The 20885-nt window shown below is 72.4% G+C and carries 18 protein-coding genes and 1 tRNA gene; 9 read left to right on the top strand and 10 right to left on the bottom strand.

Annotated elements, in window-relative coordinates; genetic code table 11:
• Nucleotides 1–18 precede the first annotated feature (18 nt).
• A complete protein-coding gene (locus tag ACIOD1_RS25000; protein WP_365620865.1) occupies nucleotides 19–1389 on the top strand; it encodes a diaminopimelate decarboxylase in 1371 nt (456 codons plus the stop codon).
• On the opposite strand, the gene ACIOD1_RS25005 is transcribed toward ACIOD1_RS25000, so the two are convergent.
• The gene (locus tag ACIOD1_RS25005) at nucleotides 1386–1979 is read right to left on the bottom strand and encodes a TetR/AcrR family transcriptional regulator (RefSeq protein ID WP_401904717.1); all 594 of its coding nucleotides are present in this window, start codon (nucleotides 1977–1979) and stop codon (nucleotides 1386–1388) included. The two genes, ACIOD1_RS25000 and ACIOD1_RS25005, sit on opposite strands and share 4 nt — an antisense overlap.
• A gap of 106 nt (nucleotides 1980–2085) precedes the next feature.
• Here ACIOD1_RS25005 and ACIOD1_RS25010 point away from each other — a divergent pair, with 106 nt between their 5' ends.
• Nucleotides 2086–3288: an FAD-dependent oxidoreductase gene (locus ACIOD1_RS25010; RefSeq protein ID WP_401904719.1), complete on the top strand. Its 1203-nt coding sequence runs from the start codon at nucleotides 2086–2088 to the stop codon at nucleotides 3286–3288.
• A 52-nt stretch (nucleotides 3289–3340) separates the two neighbouring features.
• Here the strand turns inward: ACIOD1_RS25010 and ACIOD1_RS25015 are convergent, their stop codons facing one another.
• Entirely contained in the window at nucleotides 3341–4183 is an 843-nt protein-coding gene (locus ACIOD1_RS25015; protein ID WP_365620874.1) for a MurR/RpiR family transcriptional regulator, read from the bottom strand.
• Nucleotides 4184–4350: 167 nt separating this feature from the next.
• Here ACIOD1_RS25015 and ACIOD1_RS25020 point away from each other — a divergent pair, with 167 nt between their 5' ends.
• Nucleotides 4351–4734 (top strand): hypothetical protein, encoded by a 384-nt coding sequence (locus tag ACIOD1_RS25020; RefSeq protein ID WP_365620877.1) that lies wholly within the window; start codon nucleotides 4351–4353, stop codon nucleotides 4732–4734.
• Between the two features lie 354 nt (nucleotides 4735–5088).
• On the opposite strand, the gene ACIOD1_RS25025 is transcribed toward ACIOD1_RS25020, so the two are convergent.
• Nucleotides 5089–6471 carry a cystathionine beta-synthase gene (locus ACIOD1_RS25025; protein WP_365621260.1) on the bottom strand — a complete coding sequence of 461 codons (1383 nt, stop codon included), beginning with the start codon at nucleotides 6469–6471 and terminating at the stop codon, nucleotides 5089–5091.
• 122 nt (nucleotides 6472–6593) lie between these two features.
• Here ACIOD1_RS25025 and ACIOD1_RS25030 point away from each other — a divergent pair, with 122 nt between their 5' ends.
• From ACIOD1_RS25030 to ACIOD1_RS25040, 3 genes are all read left to right on the top strand, one after another.
• On the top strand, nucleotides 6594–7592 hold the full coding sequence (locus ACIOD1_RS25030) for an SGNH/GDSL hydrolase family protein (protein WP_401904721.1): 999 nt from the start codon (nucleotides 6594–6596) through the stop codon (nucleotides 7590–7592).
• Nucleotides 7593–7733: 141 nt separating this feature from the next.
• Nucleotides 7734–8951, top strand: a complete 1218-nt coding sequence (locus tag ACIOD1_RS25035) for an acetyl-CoA C-acetyltransferase (RefSeq protein WP_365620883.1) — start codon at nucleotides 7734–7736, stop codon at nucleotides 8949–8951.
• Between the two features lie 413 nt (nucleotides 8952–9364).
• On the top strand, nucleotides 9365–10171 hold the full coding sequence (locus ACIOD1_RS25040) for a hypothetical protein (RefSeq protein ID WP_401904864.1): 807 nt from the start codon (nucleotides 9365–9367) through the stop codon (nucleotides 10169–10171).
• Here the strand turns inward: ACIOD1_RS25040 and ACIOD1_RS25045 are convergent.
• The gene (locus ACIOD1_RS25045) at nucleotides 10155–10505 is read right to left on the bottom strand and encodes a hypothetical protein (RefSeq protein ID WP_401904724.1); all 351 of its coding nucleotides are present in this window, start codon (nucleotides 10503–10505) and stop codon (nucleotides 10155–10157) included. The genes ACIOD1_RS25040 and ACIOD1_RS25045 overlap by 17 nt on opposite strands.
• A gap of 101 nt (nucleotides 10506–10606) precedes the next feature.
• On the opposite strand from ACIOD1_RS25045, the gene ACIOD1_RS25050 reads away from it, so the two are divergent.
• Nucleotides 10607–10837 carry a DUF4287 domain-containing protein gene (locus ACIOD1_RS25050; RefSeq protein ID WP_365620889.1) on the top strand — a complete coding sequence of 77 codons (231 nt, stop codon included), beginning with the start codon at nucleotides 10607–10609 and terminating at the stop codon, nucleotides 10835–10837.
• 97 nt (nucleotides 10838–10934) lie between these two features.
• Here the strand turns inward: ACIOD1_RS25050 and ACIOD1_RS25055 are convergent, their stop codons facing one another.
• Both ACIOD1_RS25055 and ACIOD1_RS25060 read right to left on the bottom strand, forming a co-directional pair.
• The gene (locus ACIOD1_RS25055) at nucleotides 10935–11789 is read right to left on the bottom strand and encodes a Bax inhibitor-1/YccA family protein (RefSeq protein ID WP_365620892.1); all 855 of its coding nucleotides are present in this window, start codon (nucleotides 11787–11789) and stop codon (nucleotides 10935–10937) included.
• 172 nt (nucleotides 11790–11961) lie between these two features.
• Nucleotides 11962–12043: transfer RNA gene (locus ACIOD1_RS25060), tRNA-Leu, on the bottom strand.
• Nucleotides 12044–12506: 463 nt separating this feature from the next.
• Here ACIOD1_RS25060 and ACIOD1_RS25065 point away from each other — a divergent pair.
• Together ACIOD1_RS25065 and ACIOD1_RS25070 are read left to right on the top strand one after the other, a co-directional pair.
• Nucleotides 12507–13271: an ABC transporter ATP-binding protein gene (locus ACIOD1_RS25065; RefSeq protein ID WP_365621266.1), complete on the top strand. Its 765-nt coding sequence runs from the start codon at nucleotides 12507–12509 to the stop codon at nucleotides 13269–13271.
• A 53-nt stretch (nucleotides 13272–13324) separates the two neighbouring features.
• Nucleotides 13325–15877: an FtsX-like permease family protein gene (locus ACIOD1_RS25070; protein WP_365620895.1), complete on the top strand. Its 2553-nt coding sequence runs from the start codon at nucleotides 13325–13327 to the stop codon at nucleotides 15875–15877.
• Between the two features lie 85 nt (nucleotides 15878–15962).
• On the opposite strand, the gene ACIOD1_RS25075 is transcribed toward ACIOD1_RS25070, so the two are convergent.
• The 4 genes from ACIOD1_RS25075 to ACIOD1_RS25090 form a co-directional block, all read right to left on the bottom strand.
• The gene (locus ACIOD1_RS25075) at nucleotides 15963–17342 is read right to left on the bottom strand and encodes a cyclopropane-fatty-acyl-phospholipid synthase family protein (protein WP_365620898.1); all 1380 of its coding nucleotides are present in this window, start codon (nucleotides 17340–17342) and stop codon (nucleotides 15963–15965) included.
• A 135-nt stretch (nucleotides 17343–17477) separates the two neighbouring features.
• Nucleotides 17478–18863 (bottom strand): NAD(P)/FAD-dependent oxidoreductase, encoded by a 1386-nt coding sequence (locus ACIOD1_RS25080; protein WP_365620901.1) that lies wholly within the window; start codon nucleotides 18861–18863, stop codon nucleotides 17478–17480.
• A gap of 531 nt (nucleotides 18864–19394) precedes the next feature.
• A complete protein-coding gene (locus tag ACIOD1_RS25085) occupies nucleotides 19395–20336 on the bottom strand; it encodes an exopolyphosphatase (RefSeq protein WP_401904727.1) in 942 nt (313 codons plus the stop codon).
• Complete coding sequence (locus ACIOD1_RS25090) at nucleotides 20333–20872, bottom strand: DUF501 domain-containing protein (RefSeq protein ID WP_365620907.1); 540 nt, start codon at nucleotides 20870–20872, stop codon at nucleotides 20333–20335. The genes ACIOD1_RS25085 and ACIOD1_RS25090 overlap by 4 nt, the downstream gene beginning before the upstream one ends.
• Nucleotides 20873–20885: the final 13 nt, after the last annotated feature.

Genomic DNA, 20885 nt, shown 5'->3' on the forward strand with positions numbered 1-20885 from the left:
GATGATGGGATGGCCGGCATGGCTGCCGAGACGCACGCGTCCCCCGTCCCCCACGGCCCGTACGGCCCGTACGAGGCCTCCGCGCTCCGCGACCGGGCCGTGCGGGCGGCCGTCGAAGGGGGCCTCCTCGACCGCGAGCCCGTGCTCTGCCTGCTGGACACGGCCGGCGTCCGCGCCTCCGTCGCCGCCCTGACCGGCGCCTTCGCGGCGGCGGCGGCGCCCGGCACGCCCGTCCTGCACACCTTCGCCGTCAAGGCCGCCCCCCTGGTCCCGGTGCTGCGCCTGCTCGCCGACGCGGGCGTCGGCTGCGAGGTGGCGAGCCCCGGCGAGCTGGCGCTGGCCCGGGCGGCCGGGGTCACGGCCGCCCGGACGGTCCTGGACTCCCCCGCCAAGACCCCGGACGAACTGCGGGAGGCCCTCGCGCTGGGCGTGGCGGTGAACGCCGACAACCCCCAGGAGCTGGAGCGCCTCGACGCGCAGGTGGCCGCGGCCCCGACCCGCTCCCCGATCGGGCTGCGGATCAACCCCCAGACGGGCGCCGGCGCCATCGACGCCCTGTCCACGGCCACGGCCACCTCGAAGTTCGGCTTCGCGCTGCGCGATCCGGGTGCGCGCGAGGGACTCGTACGGGCCTTCCTGGAGCGGCCCTGGCTGACCCGGCTGCACACCCACTCGGGCTCGCAGGGGGTGCCGCTGCCCCTGATCGCCGAAGGGGTGCGGGAGCTGCACGCGCTGGCCGAGGAGGTCAACGCGGCGGCGGGGCGGCGCCAAGTCGACACCCTGGACATCGGCGGCGGCCTGCCGGTGAACTTCGCCTCGGACGAGCACGCCCCGACGTACACCGCGTACGTGGCGGCCCTGCGCGAGGCGGTCCCGGCGCTCTTCGACGGCTCGTACGGGCTGGTCACGGAGTTCGGCCGGTCCCTGCTGGCCAAGCACGGCACGGTGCTGGCCCGGGTCGAGTACACGAAGTCCGCCGGCGGTCGGCGGATCGCCCTGACCCACGCGGGCGTCCAGGTGGCGACCCGGACCGTGTACGCCCCGGAGGCCTGGCCGGTGCGGATCCTGGCGTACGACGCCGAGGGCGCCCCGCGGACCGGTCCGCCGGTGGCCCAGGACGTCGCGGGCCCGGCCTGCTTCGCCGGGGACCTCCTGGCGCGCGCCCGGGAGCTGCCGGAACTGTCCCCGGGCGACGTGATCGCCGTCCCGGACACGGGCGCCTACTTCTTCACCGCCCACTACGGCTACAACAGCCTCCCGCGCCCGACCGTCCTCGGCTTCGCCGCCGACCCGGCGGGCGGGGTCCGCTTCACCACGGCCCGCCCGGCCCAGTCGACGGCGGACCTGGTGGCGGAGGCGGGCGGCGCGTTCCGGGACGCCCTGCTCTAGGGGGTGTCCGACGGGGTGATCGCGTCGGCGGGGGCGGCGGCCAGCGTGGCGGCCACGGCCGGGGCCAGGCCCGCCACCAGCTCCCGGGGGCCCAGCGCGGTGACGGCCGGCAGGCGCAGCAGGTAGCGGGCCAGGGCGAGACCAAGCAGCTGGGCGGAGACCAGACCGGCCGCGCGGGACGCCCGCTCGGGGCCGAGGGCCGCGGCCAGCGCCGGGGCGACCTGGTCGGCGAAGACCGCCCGCATGCGCTCCGCCGCCTGCTCGTTGGTGACCGCCGAACGCAGCAGCACCAGCAGGGCGTCGTCGGCCGGGTCGCCCTCCCACCGCTCCACGAAGTGCCCGACCAGGGCGGCCGGCAGCTCGTCCGGCGACACGGCGGAGAGGTCGGGCAGCCGCAGGTCCACGGTCAGCGCGGCGTCGAAGAGGCCCTCCTTGCTCCCGAAGTACCGCATGACCATCGAGGGGTCGATCCCGGCGTCCGCCGCGACGGCCCGGATCGTCGTGCGCTCGTACCCGTGGGCCGCGAAGGCGTCCCGGGCGGCCCGCAGGATGATCGTCTTGGTCTGCTCGGAAGTACGTCGCACCGTCATGCCAACAACCGTAGGCCAACAGTCGTTGACATGCCAGCCCCCCAGGTGCACAGTGAAGTCAACGGCCGTTGGCCAACCAACGTTGGCCCACTGGAGGAGGTCCGCCGTGACCAGCACCGCCGCACTCCCGCCCCCCTCCCGCACCGACGTCGCCGTCGTGGGCGCCGGCCCCACCGGGCTCGCCCTCGCCGTCACCCTCGCCCGGGCCGGCGTGGACTTCGTCCTGCTCGACCGGCTGGCCGAGGGCGCCAACACCTCCCGCGCCGCCGTCGTCCACGCCCGCACCCTGGAGGTCCTCGACGAGCTCGATCCCTCGGGGGCCCTCTCCGCCGAGCTGGTCGGCCTCGGCATCCCCGTCACCCGCTTCCAGGTCCGCGACGGGGCCCGCCCCCTCGCCACGATCCCCTTCGACGGACTGCCCACGGCCCATCCGTACGCGCTGATGGTCCCCCAGTACGAGACCGAGGCCGTCCTGCTGCGCCGGCTGCGCGCGCTCGGCCACGAGGTCCACCGCCCCCACGAGGTCGTCTCCGTCGTCCAGGACCCCGACGGCGTCACCCTCACCACCGCCACCGGCGCGACCCTGCGCGCCGCCCGCGTCGTCGGGGCCGACGGGATGCACAGCGCCGTCCGCGAGGCGGCCGGCATCGGCTTCACCGGCAGCTCCTACGGGGAGTCCTTCGTCCTCGCCGACGTGGTCATGGACTGGGCCCCGGGCGCGGACGAGGTCTCCCTCTCCTTCGGCGCGGCCGGGCTCACCGTGATCGCCCCGCTACCCGGGGGCCCCACCGCGGGCGGGGCGGGCAGCCGCTTCCGGATCGTCGCCACCGTCGACGAGGCCCCGGCCGAACCCGACCTGGCCTTCGTGCGCGACCTCCTCGACGAGCGGGTCCCCGGACAGGCCGTCGTCCACTCCCTCGCCTGGTCCTCCCGCTTCCGCGTCCACCACCGGGTCGCCGACCGGTACCGCGCCGGGCGCCTGCTGCTCGCCGGGGACGCCGCGCACGTGCACAGCCCGGCCGGCGGCCAGGGCATGAACACCGGCATCCAGGACGGCCACGCCCTCGGGCTCGCCCTGGCGGCGGGCGCCGGCTCCCCGGACCCCGCGGCGGCCCTCGACGCCTACGAGGCCCTGCGCCGCCCGGTGGCCCTGCGGGTGGTGGCCCTGACGGACCGGATGACCCGGGTCGCCACCACCCGCGGCGCCGTCCCGCGCGCGGCCCGCAACGCCCTGCTCCCCCTGTTGGCCCGCGTCCCGGCACTGCGCGACCGCCTGGCGCGGGAGCTGGCCGAGCTGGACTACCGCTGAGCGGGGGCCCCGGCGGGCGACCGGCCCACGCGGCTCCCCCGGCCCACCCCGCTCACTCCACGAACAGCCCGCGCGCCGCCGCCCGGGCGTCGAAGGCCTCCAGGCGGGCCTGCGCGTCCGGCAGCGCGTCCGCCATGGCCTCCAGCAGCACCCGGCCCAGCAGCATCGGCGCGCACGCCGTGTCGAAGGCGAGCCCGGTACCGACCGGCGCCGGGATCAGCAGGTCGGAGTGGCGGGCGACGGGCGCGAAGGCCGAGTCGGCGACGGTGACCACGGTCAGCCCGGCCTTGCGGGCCCGTTCCAGGGTGTCCACGACCTCGCGGGGATGGCGGGGCAGCGCGAAGCAGAGCAGGGCGCTCGCGCCGTCGTACAGGGCGGCGTCGATCCGGTCCTCCAGCATCGAGCCGCCCTCGTCGACGAGCCGTACGTCCGGGTGCACCTTCGCCGCGAAGTACGCGAACCCGCGCGCCTGCGAGGACGCCGCCCGCAGCCCGAGCACCGGCAGCGGCCGGGATGCGGCGAGGATCCGACCGGCCTCCTCCACGGGCGCCGGATCGGCGAGCATGGCGGCGAGCCGGCGCAGGTTCTCGATCTCGCCCCGGACGGCCTGCTGGTACTCGTTGTACGTGTCCTCGGGCCCGTCCTCGGAGCGTCCGGCGGGCGCCACCTCGCGCAGGTGCCGGCGCAGCGCCGGGTACCCGTCGAACCCCAGGGCCACCGCGAAGCGGGTCACCGAGGGCTGGCTGACCCCGGCCAACTCGGCGAGTTCCACGCTCGACAGGAAGGGCACCTCCGCCGCGCCGCGCACCATGCAGTGCGCGATCCGCCGCTGCGTCGGCGTCAGCCGGTGCCCCTCGAACAGCTTCTGCAGCCGTGCGGCCGTGCCGTCGCTCATGGCCGTCCCCTCCGTCCCGTCCCCGGTGAGATATTCAGTCACGGTGCACTCTGCATCGACTTATGCAGCTGGGCAAGCCGCGCCCGCGATCCGGGACGACGCGGGGGTACGGGGATACGGGGGCCAGCCCCAGTGCCGGGGGGTGCCCGCGTTCCTAGGGTGGGGGCATGACAGAGCACTCTCCGCAGGCCCAGGAACTCAAGAAGGAACTCGGCGCCGCCCTCGACGCCCGGCGCGAGCTGGGGCCCGAGTACGAGGCCGCGCTCGTCGACTCCTTCGTGGAGAAGGTCGAGACCCAGGTCAGGCGGCGCCTCGCCGAGGAGCGCCTGCAGTACGCCCGGGGCGGCTCGGACCCGGCCGCGGCCGCCGTGGGCAACTTCGGGGAGCGCTTCGGCTTCGCGATCGTGACGCTGGTCCTGGCCGTCCCCCTGTCGGCCATCGCCGCGACCCAGGCGCACCTCAGCGGCCTGATCGTGTGCTGGTTGGGCATCCTGGGCGTCAACTTCGTCCACGCCCGCAAGGACTTCCTCCGCCGCGACGCCGACGCGTAGCCGACGGTCCGACGGGTCCGACGGGGCCCACGAGGAACGGGCGCATCGGGTCGGGCCAAGCCGGCCCGGAAAGAGAAATGAGCGGGAACCGCCGCACCCCCGGTTGCCCGGGGGGCGGGACGACGGCGGTTCCCGCTGGGACACGGGCCGGGTCAGGGCCGTTCCGCGTCCTGAGCGCCAACGCGGTCCGGGAGCCGCTCCGGAAGTACGTCGACGCCGTGCGTGGTGTCGGCCGGTTCCCGGTGCCCCGGTGTTCCCCGCCGACAACCACCACTGTGCGGGAGCCGTGTTAAGCCGGTGCTGCCGTCACGTGTCGGGCCCGTACCGTTTGCGCGTCGCGGGCGCGACGTGCCGTTACTTGGCGCCCTTGGCCAGGAACGCCAGGAGGTCCTGGCGGCTGACGACGCCGGTGGGCTTGCCCTCGACGAGCACGATGGCCGCGTCGGCCTCTCCCAGGACCGCCATCAGCTCGGACACGGGCTCACCGGAGCCGACCTTCGGCAGCGGCGCGCTCATGTGCTTCTCCAGCGGGTCCCCGAGGGAGGCGCGCTGGGCGAAGAGGGCGGCGAGGAGTTCCTTCTCCACCACGGAGCCGATGACCTCGGCGGCCATCACGTCCGGGTGACCGGCGCCCGGCTTGACGATGGGCATCTGCGAGACGCCGTACTCGCGCAGGACCTCGATGGCCTCGCCGACGGTCTCCTCGGGGTGCATGTGGACGAGGGAGGGGATGCCGCCCTCCTTGTCGGCGAGGACGTCGCCGATGCGCGCGGCGGGACCGGCCTCCTCCAGGAAGCCGTGGCCGGCCATCCACTCGTCGCTGAAGATCTTGCTGAGGTAGCCGCGACCGCTGTCCGGGAGGAGGACGACGACCACGTCGTCGGGGCCGAGGCCCTCGGCGGCGCGCAGCGCGGCGACCACGGCCATGCCGCAGGAGCCGCCGACGAGGAGGCCCTCCTCCTTGGCGAGGCGGCGGGTCATCTGGAAGGAGTCCTTGTCGGACACCGCGATGATCTCGTCGGTGACGTTGCGGTCGTAGGCGCTCGGCCAGAAGTCCTCGCCGACGCCCTCGACGAGGTACGGGCGACCGGAGCCGCCGGAGTAGACCGAGCCCTCGGGGTCGGCGCCGATGACCTTGACCTTGCCGCCGGACACCTCCTTGAGGTAGCCGCCGGTGCCGGAGATGGTGCCGCCGGTGCCGACGCCCGCGACGAAGTGGGTGATCTTCCCGTCCGTCTGGTCCCACAGCTCGGGGCCGGTGGTCTCGTAGTGCGAACGGGGGTTGTTCGGGTTGCTGTACTGGTCGGGCTTCCAGGCGCCGGGCTCGCGCGCCAGGCGGTCCGACACGTTGTAGTACGAGTCCGGGTGCTCGGGGTCGACGGCGGTCGGGCAGACCACGACCTCGGCGCCGTACGCGCGCATCACGTTGATCTTGTCCGTGGACACCTTGTCAGGGCAGACGAAGATGCACTTGTAGCCCTTCTGCTGGGCCACGATGGCGAGTCCGACACCCGTGTTGCCACTGGTCGGCTCCACGATGGTGCCGCCGGGCTTGAGGGCACCGCTCTGCTCGGCGGCTTCGATCATCCGCACGGCGATCCGGTCCTTCACGGACCCGCCGGGGTTGAAGTACTCGACCTTCGCAAGGACGGTGGCCCGGAGGCCTTCGGTCACACGGTTGAGCTTCACCAGCGGGGTGTTGCCGACGAGGCTGATCATCGAGTCGTGGAATTGCACCATGTTCTCCAAGGAGGGGACTCCACGGGTTCTCCGGGAGGTCCGGTCAGAGTATGCGGAAAGGGATTGGCGGACCGTGCCCACGGGGCAGGAAGGTCAACGAGGCCGGACAGGGAAGCGAGGTGGCCCGAAGGGTGTCCAGGGCGAGGACGGCCCGCCGCATCGCGGCGGGCGCGGCGTACGGCGGTGGCGGGCTGGGACTGGTGGGCGTCGCCGCGGTGGGGCTGGTGCTGGCGGAGATGCAGTTCGCGAAGCGGACGGTGGGCCACGGCCTGCCGGACCCGCCGCGCGCGGACGGCCTGTACGGCGGCGAGTTCGCGGGGCCGGAGCAGAGTCCGGGCCCGCTGCGGATGGGCATGCTGGGCGACTCGACGGCGGCCGGGCTGGGGGTGCGGCGCGCCCGGCAGACCCCGGGCGCGCTGTTGGCCTCGGGGCTGGCCGCGGTGGCCGAGCGGCCCGTCGTCCTGCGGAACGTGGCGCTGTCGGGGGCGATGTCTGACGACCTGGACCGCCAGGTGGGGCTGCTGCTGGACGGGGACGCGCCGCCGCCGGACGTATGCGTGATCATGATCGGCGCGAACGACGTGACGCGCCGGATGCCGCCCACCCAGTCGGTGCGGCTGCTGACCTCGGCGGTGCGCCGGCTGCGGCTCGCGGGATCCGAGGTGGTGGTCGGCACCTGTCCGGACCTGGGCACGATCGAGCCGGTCTACCAACCGTTGCGGTGGCTGGCCCGCCGGGTCTCGCGGCAGCTGGCGGCGGCGCAGACCATCGGGGTGCTGGCGCTGGGCGCCCGTACGCTCTCGATGGGCGACCTCCTCGGTCCGGAGTTCGCGGCGAACCCGCGCGAGATGTTCGGCCCGGACTCCTACCATCCGTCCGCCGAGGGGTACGCGACGGCGGCGATGGCCGTCCTGCCGACGCTGTGCGCCACGCTCGGCCTGTGGCCGGACGCGGACCGGCTGGACGTCTCCCGCGACGAGGACATGCTCCCGGTGGCCAAGGCCGCCTCCGCGGCGGCCGGCGAGCCCGGCACCGAGGTCACGGCGGGCCGCGGCCCGTGGGCCCTGCTCAAACACCGCCGGCGCCGCCGGGTCCCGGCCGAGGACGTGGCGGCCTGACGGGAGCGCGCCGGCCGGGCGGGGCGCGGCGCCCCGCCGGGCACGAGCGACCCGGATCACACGTCCGCGGCGGTGACCTCGACCGTACGGGGCGGTAACTTCGCTTGCGGTCCCGCAACGACGCACCCCCTTGGAGTCCCGATGCCCGAAGCCGTCATCGTTTCCACCGCCCGCTCCCCCATCGGACGGGCCTTCAAGGGGTCCCTCAAGGACTTCCGGCCGGACGATCTGACCGCCACGATCGTGCAGGCCGCGCTGGCCAAGATCCCTGAGCTGGACCCGCGCCAGATCGACGACCTGATGCTGGGCTGCGGCCTGCCGGGCGGCGAGCAGGGCAGCAACCTGGGCCGGATCGTGGCCGTACAGATGGGCATGGACCACCTGCCGGGCCTCACGCTCACCCGTTACTGTTCCTCCTCCCTCCAGACCTCCCGCATGGCCCTGCACGCGATCAAGGCCGGCGAGGGCGACGTGTTCATCTCGGCGGGCGTCGAGATGGTCTCCCGTTCCGTCCACGGTTCCTCCGACATCCGCGAGACCCACAACCCGCTCTTCGCCGACGCCGAGGCCCGTACGGCCGCGGTGGCGCAGAGCGAGGGCGCCTCCTGGCACGACCCGCGCGAGGACGGCCTGATCCCGGACGCGTACATCGCGATGGGGCAGACCGCGGAGAACCTGGCCCGCCTCAAGGGCGTGACGCGCGCGGACATGGACGAGTTCGGCGTCCGCTCGCAGAACCTGGCCGAGGCGGCCATCAAGAACGGTTTCTGGGAGCGCGAGATCACCCCGGTCACCGCCCCGGACGGCACGGTGGTCTCCGCGGACGACGGCCCGCGCGCCGGGGTCACCCTGGAGGGCGTCCAGGGCCTCAAGCCCGTCTTCCGCCCCGACGGCCTGATCACGGCGGCCAACTGCTGCCCGCTGAACGACGGCGCCGCCGCGCTGGTCGTCATGAGCGACACCAAGGCGCGCGAGCTGGGCCTGACCCCGCTGGCCCGCATCGTCTCGACGGGCGTCACCGGCCTCTCCCCCGAGATCATGGGCCTGGGCCCGGTCGAGGCGTCGAAGCAGGCCCTCAAGCGGGCCGGTCTGACGGTCGGCGACATCGACCTGTTCGAGATCAACGAGGCCTTCGCGGCCCAGGTCATCCCGTCGTACCGGGACCTGGAGATCCCCCTCGACAAGCTGAACGTCAACGGCGGGGCCATCGCGGTGGGTCACCCCTTCGGGATGACCGGTGCCCGCATCACCGGAACCCTGATCAACAGCCTGCAGTTCCACGACAAGCAGTTCGGCCTGGAGACGATGTGCGTGGGCGGCGGCCAGGGCATGGCGATGGTCATCGAGCGCCTCAGCTAGCGCGACCGGGTCAGGGGGAGGGGTGAGGGCGCCCGAGGTCGCCCCCGCCCTCCCCGCCCCGCCCCGGGTCGTGTGACCCAGTTCACAAGGCCCGTCGTCGCGGAAAGTAGGGGGTTCGCGACGCGATCACGGCGGGGCCCGCGCGCCCCTTGGGATTCCCCTCGGCCCACACGTCGTACTGACGCCGCTTCTAATCCCCTCGCGGCCGACCTGTGACCTAATCTCCCCCAGGATGTGACCTTTGTCCTGGGGGTTCGACATTTGCCCAGGTCAGAAGGGGCCACCCCGAGCCCGCAGGGCCCAAAGGCCTGTCCAATTCATGACGTAATGCACTGCACGCCATTCCCAGCGGAGGTCAAGCTGATGTAGGAAGTCGGGGGATCGAATGAACCAGGAGTTAGTCAGTGAGCGCCATGCCTCTTGCCCTGCTACTCACCACGGCCGCTGCCACGGCCGTGGGCGCTGCCGCGCTGCACGCCGTACACGGACTGCGCAAGCAGGTCACGGCCCTGCGCGGTGAGCTGGCCGTGTCGGCGCACGCGCGCGTCGCGACCGTTCCGCACGCCCGCGGCGCCGTGGAGTCCCCCGCCGCCGAGATACGAGCCGCCGTGGCCGAGGCCCTCGCCGAGGAGCGGGAGCGCGAGCTGGCCGAGGCGCGGGCCTTCTGGGCCGCGCAGGAGGCCCGGGACGCGGCCGACGCGCCCTCGCTGCTGGGCGGCCTGCCCGGCCTGGGCGAGGACGGCCCGCTGTTCCTGCCCCGGCAGGCCGACATGGTCGGCCTGGAGCCCGTACTGGGCGAGGACCTGGTCGACGACTACCCGGAGGATTCGGCCGAATTGGCCGCGGCCCGCCGGCGCCATCCCTCGCACCCGGACTTCGTCCCGGTCCAGCCTTCCTACTCGGGCGCCGACCACGAGCGCACGGTCAGCCGGCTGGAGGAGCTCGCGGAGGCCCGTACGGCCCTCGCGGACGTCCGCCCCGGCCCGCTGGGCACCCTGGACGTGTACGTCTTCACCGACGGCACCACGCTCTGCATGACCCCGGGCCACCGGGAGACCGCCGAGCGCCTCGCGGACGCCCTGCGCGCCGGTACCGCGCCCGTCCTGCTGGGCGGCTCGGGCATCTCGGGCGCCTACGCCCTGACCTTCTCCTGCGGTGACGCCGAGGGCCCGGACGGCAACGTCTACATCCTCGCCGACCGCGTCATCGCATCGCTCTGACTTCCGCCCGCTCCACCAGCGCCACGGCCTCGTCCAGCACCTCGGACGGGGCCTTCGCGTCGTTCCCGGCGGCCGGCGCGCCGCGCAGCGCCTCGGCGAGGTCCAGGCCCGTCACCGCGACCTGATCCCCGACGAGGAAGATCCCCTCGTCGGGCACCTCTCGCGCCGGAGCCGCCCCCGAAGGGTCCTCCAGCCGCTGTGCGCGTACGGCGAGCTCCCGGGCCAGCTCCAGCGCCTCGGCCGCGGCTCCGCGCGTCAGACAGCTCTGCGGGGCGGCCCGGAGCCGGTCCGCGAAACGTTCCACGACGGCGTTCAGGGGTGAGGTATCGAGCACCCGGCCGACCTTACGCGCCGCCCCGGCACCATTGCCAACGGGCGAACGCGCCGGCACGGTGACGTGAAGGGAACAGCACGGCGACACCACCGGAGGCGCCCATGTCCGTAGAGTTCTCCGAGCAGACCCACCGCAACATGATCGACAGAATCCCCCTGACCACCGGTCGTGGACTCTCCGACTGGCTCCGCACCGTCGACGAAGGCCCCTCCCTCGTCCGGTTCGAGGAGAAGGTCGGCTGGCTGCTCGGCGCGCACGAGCTGTCGTACGGCCAGGCCAAGGCGATCATCCACGAGTACGACCTGCGCAGAGCCGCACGCCGGTTCGGCTGACGGCGCGCGACGGCCCGAACGCGGGAAGGCCCCGCGAGCACTGTGCTCGCGGGGCCTTCCCCATGCTGTGGACGGCGGATGCCGTGAGGCGGTCCGGCTAGTCGTTGCCCGAGAGGATCTGGAAGATGCGAAGCATCTCGATGTAGATCCACACCAGGGTCGTGGTGAGGCCGAAGGCCGCCAGCCAGGCCTCCTCGCGCGGTGCGCCGTAGGCGATGCCGTCCTCGACCTGCTTGAAGTCCAAGGCGAGGAAGCAGGCGCCCAGGATGATGCCGATGGCACCGAAGAGGATGCCGAGGCCGCCGCTGCGGAAGCCGAGGCCGTCGCCGCCCGCGAACACCGAGAACAGCAGGTTGACCACGATCAGGAGCAGGAACCCCATGGCGGCGGCCATCACGAAGCCGGTGAAGCGGCGCGTGACGCGGATCCAGCGCATCTTGTAGGCGAAGAGCACGCCGGCGAAGACGCACATCGTGCCCATCACCGCCTGGATGACCACGCCGGGGCTCAGGTAGGTGCTGGTCGCCGCGCTGATCACACCGAGGAAGACGCCCTCGAAGGCCGCGTAGGCCAGGATCAGGCCCGGGGAGGCCTTGCGCTTGAAGGACTGGATCATCGCGAAGACGAACGCCACGATCATCGCGCCGATGGCGATGCCGTACGACTTGTTGAGGTTCGCCGGGTCGACGGGCAGCGCGATCCACGAGATCGTCGCGGTGACGATCAGGGTGCCGAGCGTCATGGCCGTACGGCTCACGACGTCGTCCATGGTCATCGCGCCGGCGTTGACCGGAGCCGATGGCATCCCGGTGGCCGGGTCGGTGGCGTAAGGATTCGTCGCGTACGGGTTGGTCGCGGTCCCGGCCTGCGCGTGCTGCGCCTCGAAGCCCGCGTAGCCGCCGTTGTCGCGGCTGAACCCCCGTCGCGAGAAGACCGGGTTACTGCTCCTCATCTCACTCCTCCGTGGCCACCGTGCGCAGCCTTGTCCTCCAGAGTAATGCGGTCGCAAAGAAAGCACCGTACTGCTGAAGGAGGATCTTCGGAGGGAGGCGCGGCAACGCCGTGTGGGGCGGCCGCGGGATCGGGCGCCGCCGGGGAGTCCTTCGAGGTGAGGCGCTGCGGAGTGCCCGGAGCCGGACTTGAACCGGCACGGCCCGAGGGCCAGCGAGGTTTAAGCTCGCCGTGTCTGCATTCCACCATCCGGGCAAGGCGCAGCGGGGCCCCCGTGGAAAAGCTTTGAACGCTGTCATGAGCCTATCCGGAACACCCTTCGTCGCAGACGGGCGTCTATCCGATGTTGTCTGATTTTATTGGCGATTGAGGGGGCGTCAGGGACGATAAGTCACGGTGGGCACCGTTCCGGGCAAGGCTCTCGGCCCCCGCGGGATTGACGGGATTTCGCCGCCTCCCGCCACCCCGGGCCACCCCCTCGATCCGGCCTCCACCAGCGCTCCGGCGAGGCTGTGGCGATCCTCCGGCGAGGGGCCCCGACCCTGACTCCGGCGGGACGCCGGTCATACCAAAGGAGGAGGCGCGGGTCCTCGCGGTCAGACTCCAGTGGGCCTCGGAACGGGCACCGCGGCTGATCCGCCGCGCGACGGGCGCCGCGAGGATGGAAGGGTCCCGCCCCACCGCAGCAGCCGCTCGACAGGAGTCCTCCGTGACCGCCATGAACTACGCCCCGCCCGTCACCCAGGCCGTGGCGGCGCGTGCCGTCCAACTGTCCAAGGTGTACGGCCAGGGCGAGACCCAGGTGGTCGCGCTGGACAACGTCTCCGTCGACTTCGGCCGGGGCCGGTTCACCGCGATCATGGGCCCCTCGGGCTCCGGCAAGTCCACGCTGATGCACTGCGTCGCGGGGCTGGACACCTTCTCCTCGGGCTCGGTCCGCATCGGCGAGACCGAGCTGGGGACCCTCAAGGACAAGCAGCTGACGCAGTTGCGCCGGGACAAGATCGGCTTCATCTTCCAGGCCTTCAACCTGCTGCCGACCCTGACCGCCCTGGAGAACATCACGCTGCCGATGGACATCGCGGGCCGCAAGCCCGACAAGCAGTGGCTGGACAACGTGATCGAGATGGTCGGCCTCTCCGACCGCCTGTCCCACCGCCCGACCCAGCTCTCCGGCGGCCAGCAGCAGCGCGTGGCCGTCGCCCGCGCCCTGGCCTCCCGCCCCGAGATCATCTTCGGTGACGAGCCCACAGGAAACCTGGACTCGCGCTCCGGCGCCGAGGTCCTCGGCTTCCTGCGCAACTCCGTCCGCGAACTCGGCCAGACCGTCGTGATGGTCACCCACGACCCGGTCGCCGCCTCCTACGCGGACCGCGTGATCTTCCTCGCCGACGGCCGCATCGTCGACGAGATGGTCGACCCGTCCGCCGACGGCGTGCTCGACCGGATGAAGGCCTTCGACGCCAAGGGCCGCACCAGCTGAGGGACCGCCCCTCGCCGTCCCCGCTGACCCCTTACCCCCTGGACTCCTCCACCATGTTCCGTACCGCCCTGCGCAACGTGCTCGCGCACAAGGCCAGGCTGTTGATGACGGTGCTCGCCGTCGTCCTCGGCGTCGCCTTCGTCTCCGGCACCCTCGTCTTCACCGACACCGTCGGCAAGGCGATGTCGAACCAGTCCGCCAAGAGCTTCGACGGCGTGGCCGTCTCGGTCACCTCCAACGGCCCCGCCCGCGACGAGGAGGGCAAGAAGGAGGGCGAGCCCGGCATCAGCCAGGCCACCCTCGACAAGGTCAAGGCGCTCGACGGCGTCGGCCTCGCCTCCGGCCGCGTCCACGGCTTCGCCGCCGTCGGCGACCAGGACGGCAAGCTGATCGGCAACGGCTGGTCCAACACCGGGGCCAACTTCGTCCCCCTCAAGGACGGCAAGGACCCCCGCTACGCCTTCACCACCGGCAAGGGTCCGGCCGCCGCCGGTCAGGTCGCCCTCGACAAGGACACCGCGGAACGCGGCGCCTACCAGGTCGGCGACAAGGTCCGGGTCGCCGGCAAGGGTCCGGCCCAGGAGTACACCCTCTCCGGCATCTTCACCACGGAGGACGGCGCGGTCAACGCGGGCGGTTCGCTCGCCCTGTTCGACACCGCGACCGCCCAGCGGATGTACCTCCAGCCCGGCTTCTACGACGAGCTCTCGGTCAGCGCCGCGGCCGGCGCCTCCGCCGACCGGCTGCTCACCGAGATCAAGCCGATCGTCGGCAAGGACGCCACCGCCCAGACCGGCGCCCAGCTCGCCGCCGAGCAGGCCAAGTTCATCAGCCAACAGATGAACAGCATGAACCAGATGCTGCTGGTGTTCGCGCTGATCTCGCTCTTCGTCGGCGTCTTCCTGATCTACAACACCTTCACCATGCTGGTCGCCCAGCGCACGAAGGAGCTGGCGCTGCTGCGCGCCGTCGGCGCCAACCGCGGCCAGGTCAAGCGTTCGGTCCTCGCCGAGGCCCTGGTCGTCGGCGTGGTCTCCTCCGCCGTCGGTCTGCTCGCCGGTGTCGGCCTCGCCGTCGGCATGCGCTCCGCGATGGGCGCCTTCGGCGCCAAGATCCCGGCCGGTCCGCTGGTCGTCGCCCCGCTCACCGTCGTCGCCGCGATCGGCATCGGCGTCGTCGTCACCATGCTGGCCGCCTGGCTGCCGGCCCGCCGCACCGCCAGGATCGCCCCGGTCGCCGCCATGGGCAGCGCCCACCTGCCGGCCACCGCGAAGTCCCTGGTGCTGCGCAACAGCATCGGCGGGGCGATCACCCTGCTCGGTCTGCTCGCGATCCTGGGCGGCGCGCTGACCGGCAAGGACGGCAAGACGCTGATCGGCGCCGGCGCCTTCTTCACGATGATCGGCATCATCATCCTGCTGCCGGCCCTCTCCCGCCCGGTCATCGCGGCCGTCCGCCCGCTGCTGCAGAAGGTGTTCGGCGTCGCCGGCAAGCTGGCCGCGCAGAACGCGGTGCGCAACCCGCGCCGCACCGCCGTGACCGCCGCCTCACTGGCCATCGGCCTGACCCTGGTCACCGCGCTGTCGGTGCTGGGCATCACGATGGGCAAGGCCATCGACCGGATGACCACGGACAACCTCAGGGCCGACTACAAGGTCTCCATGGGCGACAGCTTCGGCAGCATGGACCCCTCGGTGGTCCCGGCCCTGCGGAAGGCCCCGGGCGTCCAGGCCGTCTCGCCCCAGCAGGCCGGCTACTTCCGGACCGGCGACGGCAAGGAGTTCCAGTCCGTCTCCGGCGTCGACCCGGCCACCATCGACCGGCTCCTCAACTTCGACGTGGTCGGCGGCCGGCTGTCGAGCCTCGCCCAGGGCGAGGTCGCGGTCGCCGAGAAGACCGCGAAGGACCAGGGCCTGTCGGTCGGCTCCACCCTGAAGGTGACCTTCGAGGACACCAAGAAGGCCGACCTCAAGGTCGGAGCGGTCTACAAGGACATGGAGGGCATGCTCTCCCCCTACGTGATCGACTACAAGGTCCTCAACGGGCACGGCGAGGACCAGTACGTCCGCGAGGTCTACGTCAAGATGGACGGCGGTGTCTCCGACAAGGCCGAAACCGCCCTGGTCGACGCCCTCGGCAAGAACCCGGCGATCACCTTCGCCACCCAGCAGGACATCCGCAACGAGATGGGCGGCATGATCAACACCGCCCTGAACATCATGTACGGCCTGCTCGCCATGGCGCTGATCATCTCGGTCCTCGGCGTCGTCAACACCCTGGCCATGTCCGTCTACGAGCGGACGCAGGAGATCGGCATGCTGCGGGCCATCGGCCTGGACCGCGGCCGGGTCAAGAACATGATCCGCCTGGAGGCCATCGTGATCTCGCTCTTCGGAGCGGTGATCGGCGTCGTCCTCGGCACCTTCATCGCCTGGGCCGTCGGCGAGACCATCAAGGGCTCGATCCCGAACTACGCCCTGGTCGTCCCCTTCGACCGGATCGCGATCTTCATGGTGCTCGCCGGCATCGTCGGCGCCTTGGCCGCAATGTGGCCGGCCCGCAGCGCCGCGCGGCTGAACATGCTGACCGCCATCAAGACCGAGTAGCCGCGGGGACGGTGCGGGAACGGTACGCCGAAGGGCCCCGGGGCATCCGCCCCGGGGCCCTTCGGCGTCCGCGCGTACCGGCGGCCTACCCGCCCCAGGCGCGGGTGCGCAGGGGCAGGCCCGAGGCGCCCCCGTCGGGGCGGACCGCCAGGACCTGGTTGACCCCGAGGCGGCCGTGTTCGAAGCCGAGCGCGCAGGCCGCCATGTACAGCAGCCACACGCGGGCCCGGCCGGGCGAGGTGAGGCGTACGGCCTCCTCCCAGTGCTCCTCCAGCCGGGCCACCCAGGCGCGCAGGGTGAGGGCGTAGTGCTCGCGCAGGGCCTCCACGTCGCGGACCTCGAAGCCGGCCCGTTCCAGTTCGCCGACCGTGGTGCCGAGCGGGGACAGCTCCCCGTCGGGGAACACGTACGCCTCTATGAACTCGTCCATCCGGTGGGCCGTCTCGTCGGGCTCCGGGGGCCGGGCGATCTGGTGGTTGAGGAGTCGGCCGCCGGGGCGCAGCAGGGCGTGCAGGGTGCGGGCGTATTCGCGGTAGCGCTCGGCGCCGACGTGTTCGGCCATGCCGATCGAGGAAATGGCGTCGTAGGGGCCGTCCTTGACGTCCCGGTAGTCCTGGACGCGGATCTCGATCCGGTCGGTCAGTCCCTCCTCGGCGATCCGCTTGCGGGCGTGGGCGGCCTGTTCCCCGGAGAGGGTGATGCCGGTGACCCGGACGCCGTGGGCGCGGGCGGCGTGCAGGGCCATGGAGCCCCAGCCGCAGCCCACGTCGAGGAGCCGGTCGCCCGGGCGCAGGGCGAGCTTGCGGCAGACCAGGTCGAGCTTGTCGTGCTGGGCCTCCTCCAGGGTGGAGCCGGGGCTCCAGTAGGCGCAGGAGTACACCATGGAGGGGCCGAGGACGTGCTCGTAGAAGGCGTTGCCGACGTCGTAGTGGTGGCTGACGGCCTGCCGGTCGCGGCCCCTGGTGTGGGCCGGGCCGCCTTGGCGGACCGCCTCCTCGGGCGGCGGGGCGGGCGCGGGCCAGGGCCGCGCCAGGGTGACGAGGTCCCGTACGGCCGCCCGTGCGACGGGGTCGCGCAGCAGCGCGGCCGTACCGACGGCTCCGGCCGCCCGCGCGGGCAGCAGGGGACGCAGGGCGGCGAATTTGGCCGGGCCGGTAAGGGCGGCGGGAACGGGCTCGGCGGACGTCCCGGCGGGCGCGCGCTCCCACAGCAGGCCGCCGACGCGGTCCAGCAGCTCGAACAGGTCGCCCTCGACCGTGAGGTCTCCGGCGACCCAGGCGCGGGCCAGTCCCAGCTCGCCCGGTTTCCACAGCACCCGGCGCAGGGCGCGGCGGTGGGCCAGTACCAGGGTGGGGCCGTCGTTCGGACCCGCTTCGCTCCCGTCCCACGCCCGTATCCGGACGGGCAGGGGGGCACCGAGCAGGGTCTCGGCGAGGGCGGCCAGCCGCGGCGCGGCGTCGGTCATCTCGGGTCACCTCCGATACGTTCCGACGGAACGGCCTACCCACTCGGGGCCCGCGGCATGCCGAAGGGGCCGCCCGCACCACGGATGGCGGGCGGCCCCTTCGGGCCGTGCTGGAGTTGTCCGGTCAGACCCGGGTCAGGAAGCCTTGGCCTTCTCGGCGGGTGCTGCGGCGGCGGCCGGGGCCGGCGCCGGCTTGGCGGCCTCGTAGAACTCCTCGCGCGGGGTTTCGAGGGCTCCCAGGGAGACCACCTCGCGCTTGAGGAACATGCCGAGGGTCCAGTCGGCGAAGACGCGGATCTTGCGGTTCCAGGTCGGCATGGCCATGCCGTGGTAGCCACGGTGCATGTACCAGGCGAGCCGACCCTTGAGCTTGATCTTCATCTTGCCCATGACGATCATCGCGACGCCCTTGTGGAGGCCGAGGCCCGCCACCGCACCCTTGTTGGAGTGCGAGTACTCGGCCTGCGGGAAGCCCCGCATGCCCGAGATGACGTTGTCGCCGAGGACCTTGGCCTGGCGCAGCGCGTGCTGGGCGTTCGGCGGGCACCAGGCGTTCTCCACGCCGGCCTTGCGGGCGGCGAGGTCCGGCACCTGGGCGTTGTCGCCGGCGGTCCAGATGTAGTCCGTGCCCTTGACCTGGAGGGTCGGCTCGGCGTCCACGTGGCCGCGGGGGCCGAGCGGGAGGCCGTAGCGGGCCAGGACCGGGTTGGGCTTGACGCCCGCGGTCCACACCAGGGTGTTGGAGTCGACCTCAAGGCCGTTCTTCAGCACCACGTGGCCGTCCACGCAGGAGTCCATGGAGGTGTTGAGGTAGATCTCGATGCCGCGCGACTCGAGGTGCTCCTTGCCCCAGGTGCCGAGCTTGGGCCCGACCTCGGGAAGGATCTTGTCGGCCGCGTCCACCAGGATGAAGCGCATGTCCTCGCGCTTGATGGTGGTGTAGTACTTCGCGGCGTCGCGGGCCATGTCCTCGACCTCGCCGATCGTCTCGGCGCCGGCGAAGCCGCCGCCGACGAAGACGAAGGTGAGCGCCTTGCGGCGGACGTTCTCGTCCGTCGTGGACTCGGCCTTGTCGAGCTGCTCGAGGACGTGGTTGCGCAGGCCGATGCCCTCTTCGACGCCCTTCATGCCGATGCCCTGTTCGGCGAGGCCGGGGATCGGGAAGGTGCGGGAGACGGCGCCGAGCGCGATCACCAGGTAGTCGAAGGGCAGCTCGTACGCCTCGCCGACCAGCGGCGTGACGACGGCGACCTTGCGGTCCTGGTCGATGTTCGTGACCCGGCCGGTGAGGACCTCTGCCTTGGGCAGCACGCGTCGCAGCGGTACGACGACGTGCCGAGGCGAGATGCTGCCTGCGGCCACTTCGGGGAGGAAGGGCTGGTAGGTCATGTACGAGCGCGGGTCGACGACCGTGACGGTCGCCTCGCCGTAGCGCATCTTCTTCATGATGCGCTTGGCTGCGTACAGGCCTACGTACCCACCTCCTACAACGAGGATCCTGGGACGCTCCGTGGTGCTCATGGAACGAGTATCCAGCACCCCTGGGGGTGACGCTCGTGAGCCCCTTCACAAGGTGTCGTGAGGCCTCTGCTACACTGCGCGGCCCACGTGACTCAAGTCATGCCGCGCAACGGGAACCACTGTGTAACGGGAGTCGTTGTTCACCCGTCCTGAACTGGCCTCCAGGCCCTCAAGCGGAGTGGACCACCCGGGTTCGTTCTTACCTCCGATACGAAACCCGCAGCCTCCGTTCATCGCACAAACACCCGCCGAAACGGCCTCTCGACCCCCGGATCGGCCCCGAAGGGCCCCTTCCTCGCCCCAACGGACCTCTTTTCCTTGTGAAGAACTTCACGAAGTTCATGTGGACGACGGGCCTTTCGACCCCCGGAAGGCCTCCGAAGGGCCACCGAACAGCCCCTGCGGACCGGTTCGGCCGACCGGGAAAGGGCCTCCACCGGCTCCGGATCGGCATCCGCCGGAGCACCTGCCGCACACGACGGCGGCGCCCCGGTGAACCCACCGGGGCGCCGCCGTTCAGCCGTGCGTCGGTCAGACCAGGGACCACGCGATGCCGTCGAGGATGTCGTGCTCCGAGACCACGACCTCCGCGGCGCCGGTCCGCTCCATGATCGCGACGAGCACCAGGGCGCCCGCACCGATCACGTCGACCCGTCCCGGGTGCATCACGGGGATCGCGGCGCGCTCGGCGTGGGTGGCGGTGAGCATCCGGTCGCTGATCCCGCGGACCCGGTCGTAGGAGATCCGGGCGTGGTGGATCGCCTCGCTGTCGTACTCCGACAGCCCCAGCGCGATCCCGGCCACCGTGGTGACCGAGCCGGCCAGGCCCACCAGGGTGCGGGCCTCGGCCAGCGGCACCGTCTCGGCGGCCAGGTCGAGGGCCGCCTCGATGTCGGCGCGCATGGCGGCGACCTGCTCGGCGGTGGGCGGGTCGGTGACCTCGCCGTCCACGACCAGGTGGCGCTCGGTCATGCGGACGCAGCCCACGTCCACGGAGCGGGCGGCGCGCACGTGCTCCTCGCCGACCACGAACTCGGTCGAGCCGCCGCCGATGTCCACGACCAGGAAGGGCCGCTCCAGGTCCTGGCGACCGGTCAGCTCCTTGGTGGCGCCGGTGAAGGAGAACTCCGCCTCCTGGTCCCCGGAGATCACCTCGGGCTCGACGCCCAGGATGTCCAGGACGCCCCGGACGAACTCGTCCCGGTTCTCGGCGTCGCGCGAGGCCGAGGTGGCCACGAAGCGGAGCCGTTCGGCCCCCAGCTCCTTGATCACGGCGGCGTACTCGCGACAGGCCGCGAAGGTGCGCTCCAGGGCCTCCGGGGCCAACCGGCCGGTCTTGTCCACGCCCTGGCCCAGCCGGACGACGATCATCCGGCGGTCCAGCTCGGTGAACCCGCCGGTGCTCGGGTCCAGGTCCGCGACGAGGAGGCGGATGGAGTTCGTACCGCAGTCGATGCCCGCGACCCGGATCACGCGTCGGATTCCTTGCGCTCCGCGCACGGGGTGACGCAGGCGCCCTTGGCCCACCACTCGGGCAGCATGGCCAGGGCCTCGTCGCCGAAGGGGTTCACGCCCGGGCCGGCGGCCAGGGAGTGGCCGACCAGCACGTGCAGGCACTTCACGCGGTCGGGCATGCCGCCCGCGCTCGGGAAGCCCTGGAGCACCTCGATGGCGTCGCGGCGGGTGAGGTAGTCCTCGTGCGCGGCCCGGTAGGCGTCGGCCAGCTCCGGGTCCTCGGCGAGCCGGGCCTGCATCTCCTTCATCACGCCGTTGGCCTCCAGCGTGCCGATCGCACCGGCGGCGCGCGGGCAGGTCAGATAGAACAGCGTCGGGAAGGGCGTGCCGTCGGGCAGCCGGGGGGCGGTCTCGACCACGTCCGGCTGACCACAGGGGCAGCGGTGCGCGATCGCGCGCAGCCCGCGCGGGGGGCGGCCGAGCTGCTGCTGGAAGGCCTCGATGTCGGCGTCGGTCGGCTCGGTCCGGTCGGTCTGGGGCGGGGGCGTCTGCATGCCTGGAGGAAGT

This window comes from Streptomyces sp. NPDC088097 (assembly GCF_044741845.1).
Taxonomy (GTDB): Bacteria; Actinomycetota; Actinomycetes; order Streptomycetales; family Streptomycetaceae; genus Streptomyces.

Bases quoted from the DNA above. Each gene is read 5' to 3' on its own strand.
- ACIOD1_RS25000 (WP_365620865.1), top strand. From the start codon at position 19: ATGGCTGCCGAGACGCACGCGTCCCCCGTCCCCCACGGCCCGTACGGC.
- ACIOD1_RS25005 (WP_401904717.1), bottom strand. From the start codon at position 1,979: ATGACGGTGCGACGTACTTCCGAGCAGACCAAGACGATCATCCTGCGG.
- ACIOD1_RS25015 (WP_365620874.1), bottom strand. From the start codon at position 4,183: ATGAGCGACGGCACGGCCGCACGGCTGCAGAAGCTGTTCGAGGGGCAC.
- ACIOD1_RS25020 (WP_365620877.1), top strand. From the start codon at position 4,351: ATGACAGAGCACTCTCCGCAGGCCCAGGAACTCAAGAAGGAACTCGGC.
- ACIOD1_RS25035 (WP_365620883.1), top strand. From the start codon at position 7,734: ATGCCCGAAGCCGTCATCGTTTCCACCGCCCGCTCCCCCATCGGACGG.
- ACIOD1_RS25040 (WP_401904864.1), top strand. From the start codon at position 9,365: ATGCCTCTTGCCCTGCTACTCACCACGGCCGCTGCCACGGCCGTGGGC.
- ACIOD1_RS25050 (WP_365620889.1), top strand. From the start codon at position 10,607: ATGTCCGTAGAGTTCTCCGAGCAGACCCACCGCAACATGATCGACAGA.
- ACIOD1_RS25055 (WP_365620892.1), bottom strand. From the start codon at position 11,789: ATGAGGAGCAGTAACCCGGTCTTCTCGCGACGGGGGTTCAGCCGCGAC.
- ACIOD1_RS25065 (WP_365621266.1), top strand. From the start codon at position 12,507: ATGAACTACGCCCCGCCCGTCACCCAGGCCGTGGCGGCGCGTGCCGTC.
- ACIOD1_RS25070 (WP_365620895.1), top strand. From the start codon at position 13,325: ATGTTCCGTACCGCCCTGCGCAACGTGCTCGCGCACAAGGCCAGGCTG.
- ACIOD1_RS25075 (WP_365620898.1), bottom strand. From the start codon at position 17,342: ATGACCGACGCCGCGCCGCGGCTGGCCGCCCTCGCCGAGACCCTGCTC.
- ACIOD1_RS25080 (WP_365620901.1), bottom strand. From the start codon at position 18,863: ATGAGCACCACGGAGCGTCCCAGGATCCTCGTTGTAGGAGGTGGGTAC.
- ACIOD1_RS25090 (WP_365620907.1), bottom strand. From the start codon at position 20,872: ATGCAGACGCCCCCGCCCCAGACCGACCGGACCGAGCCGACCGACGCC.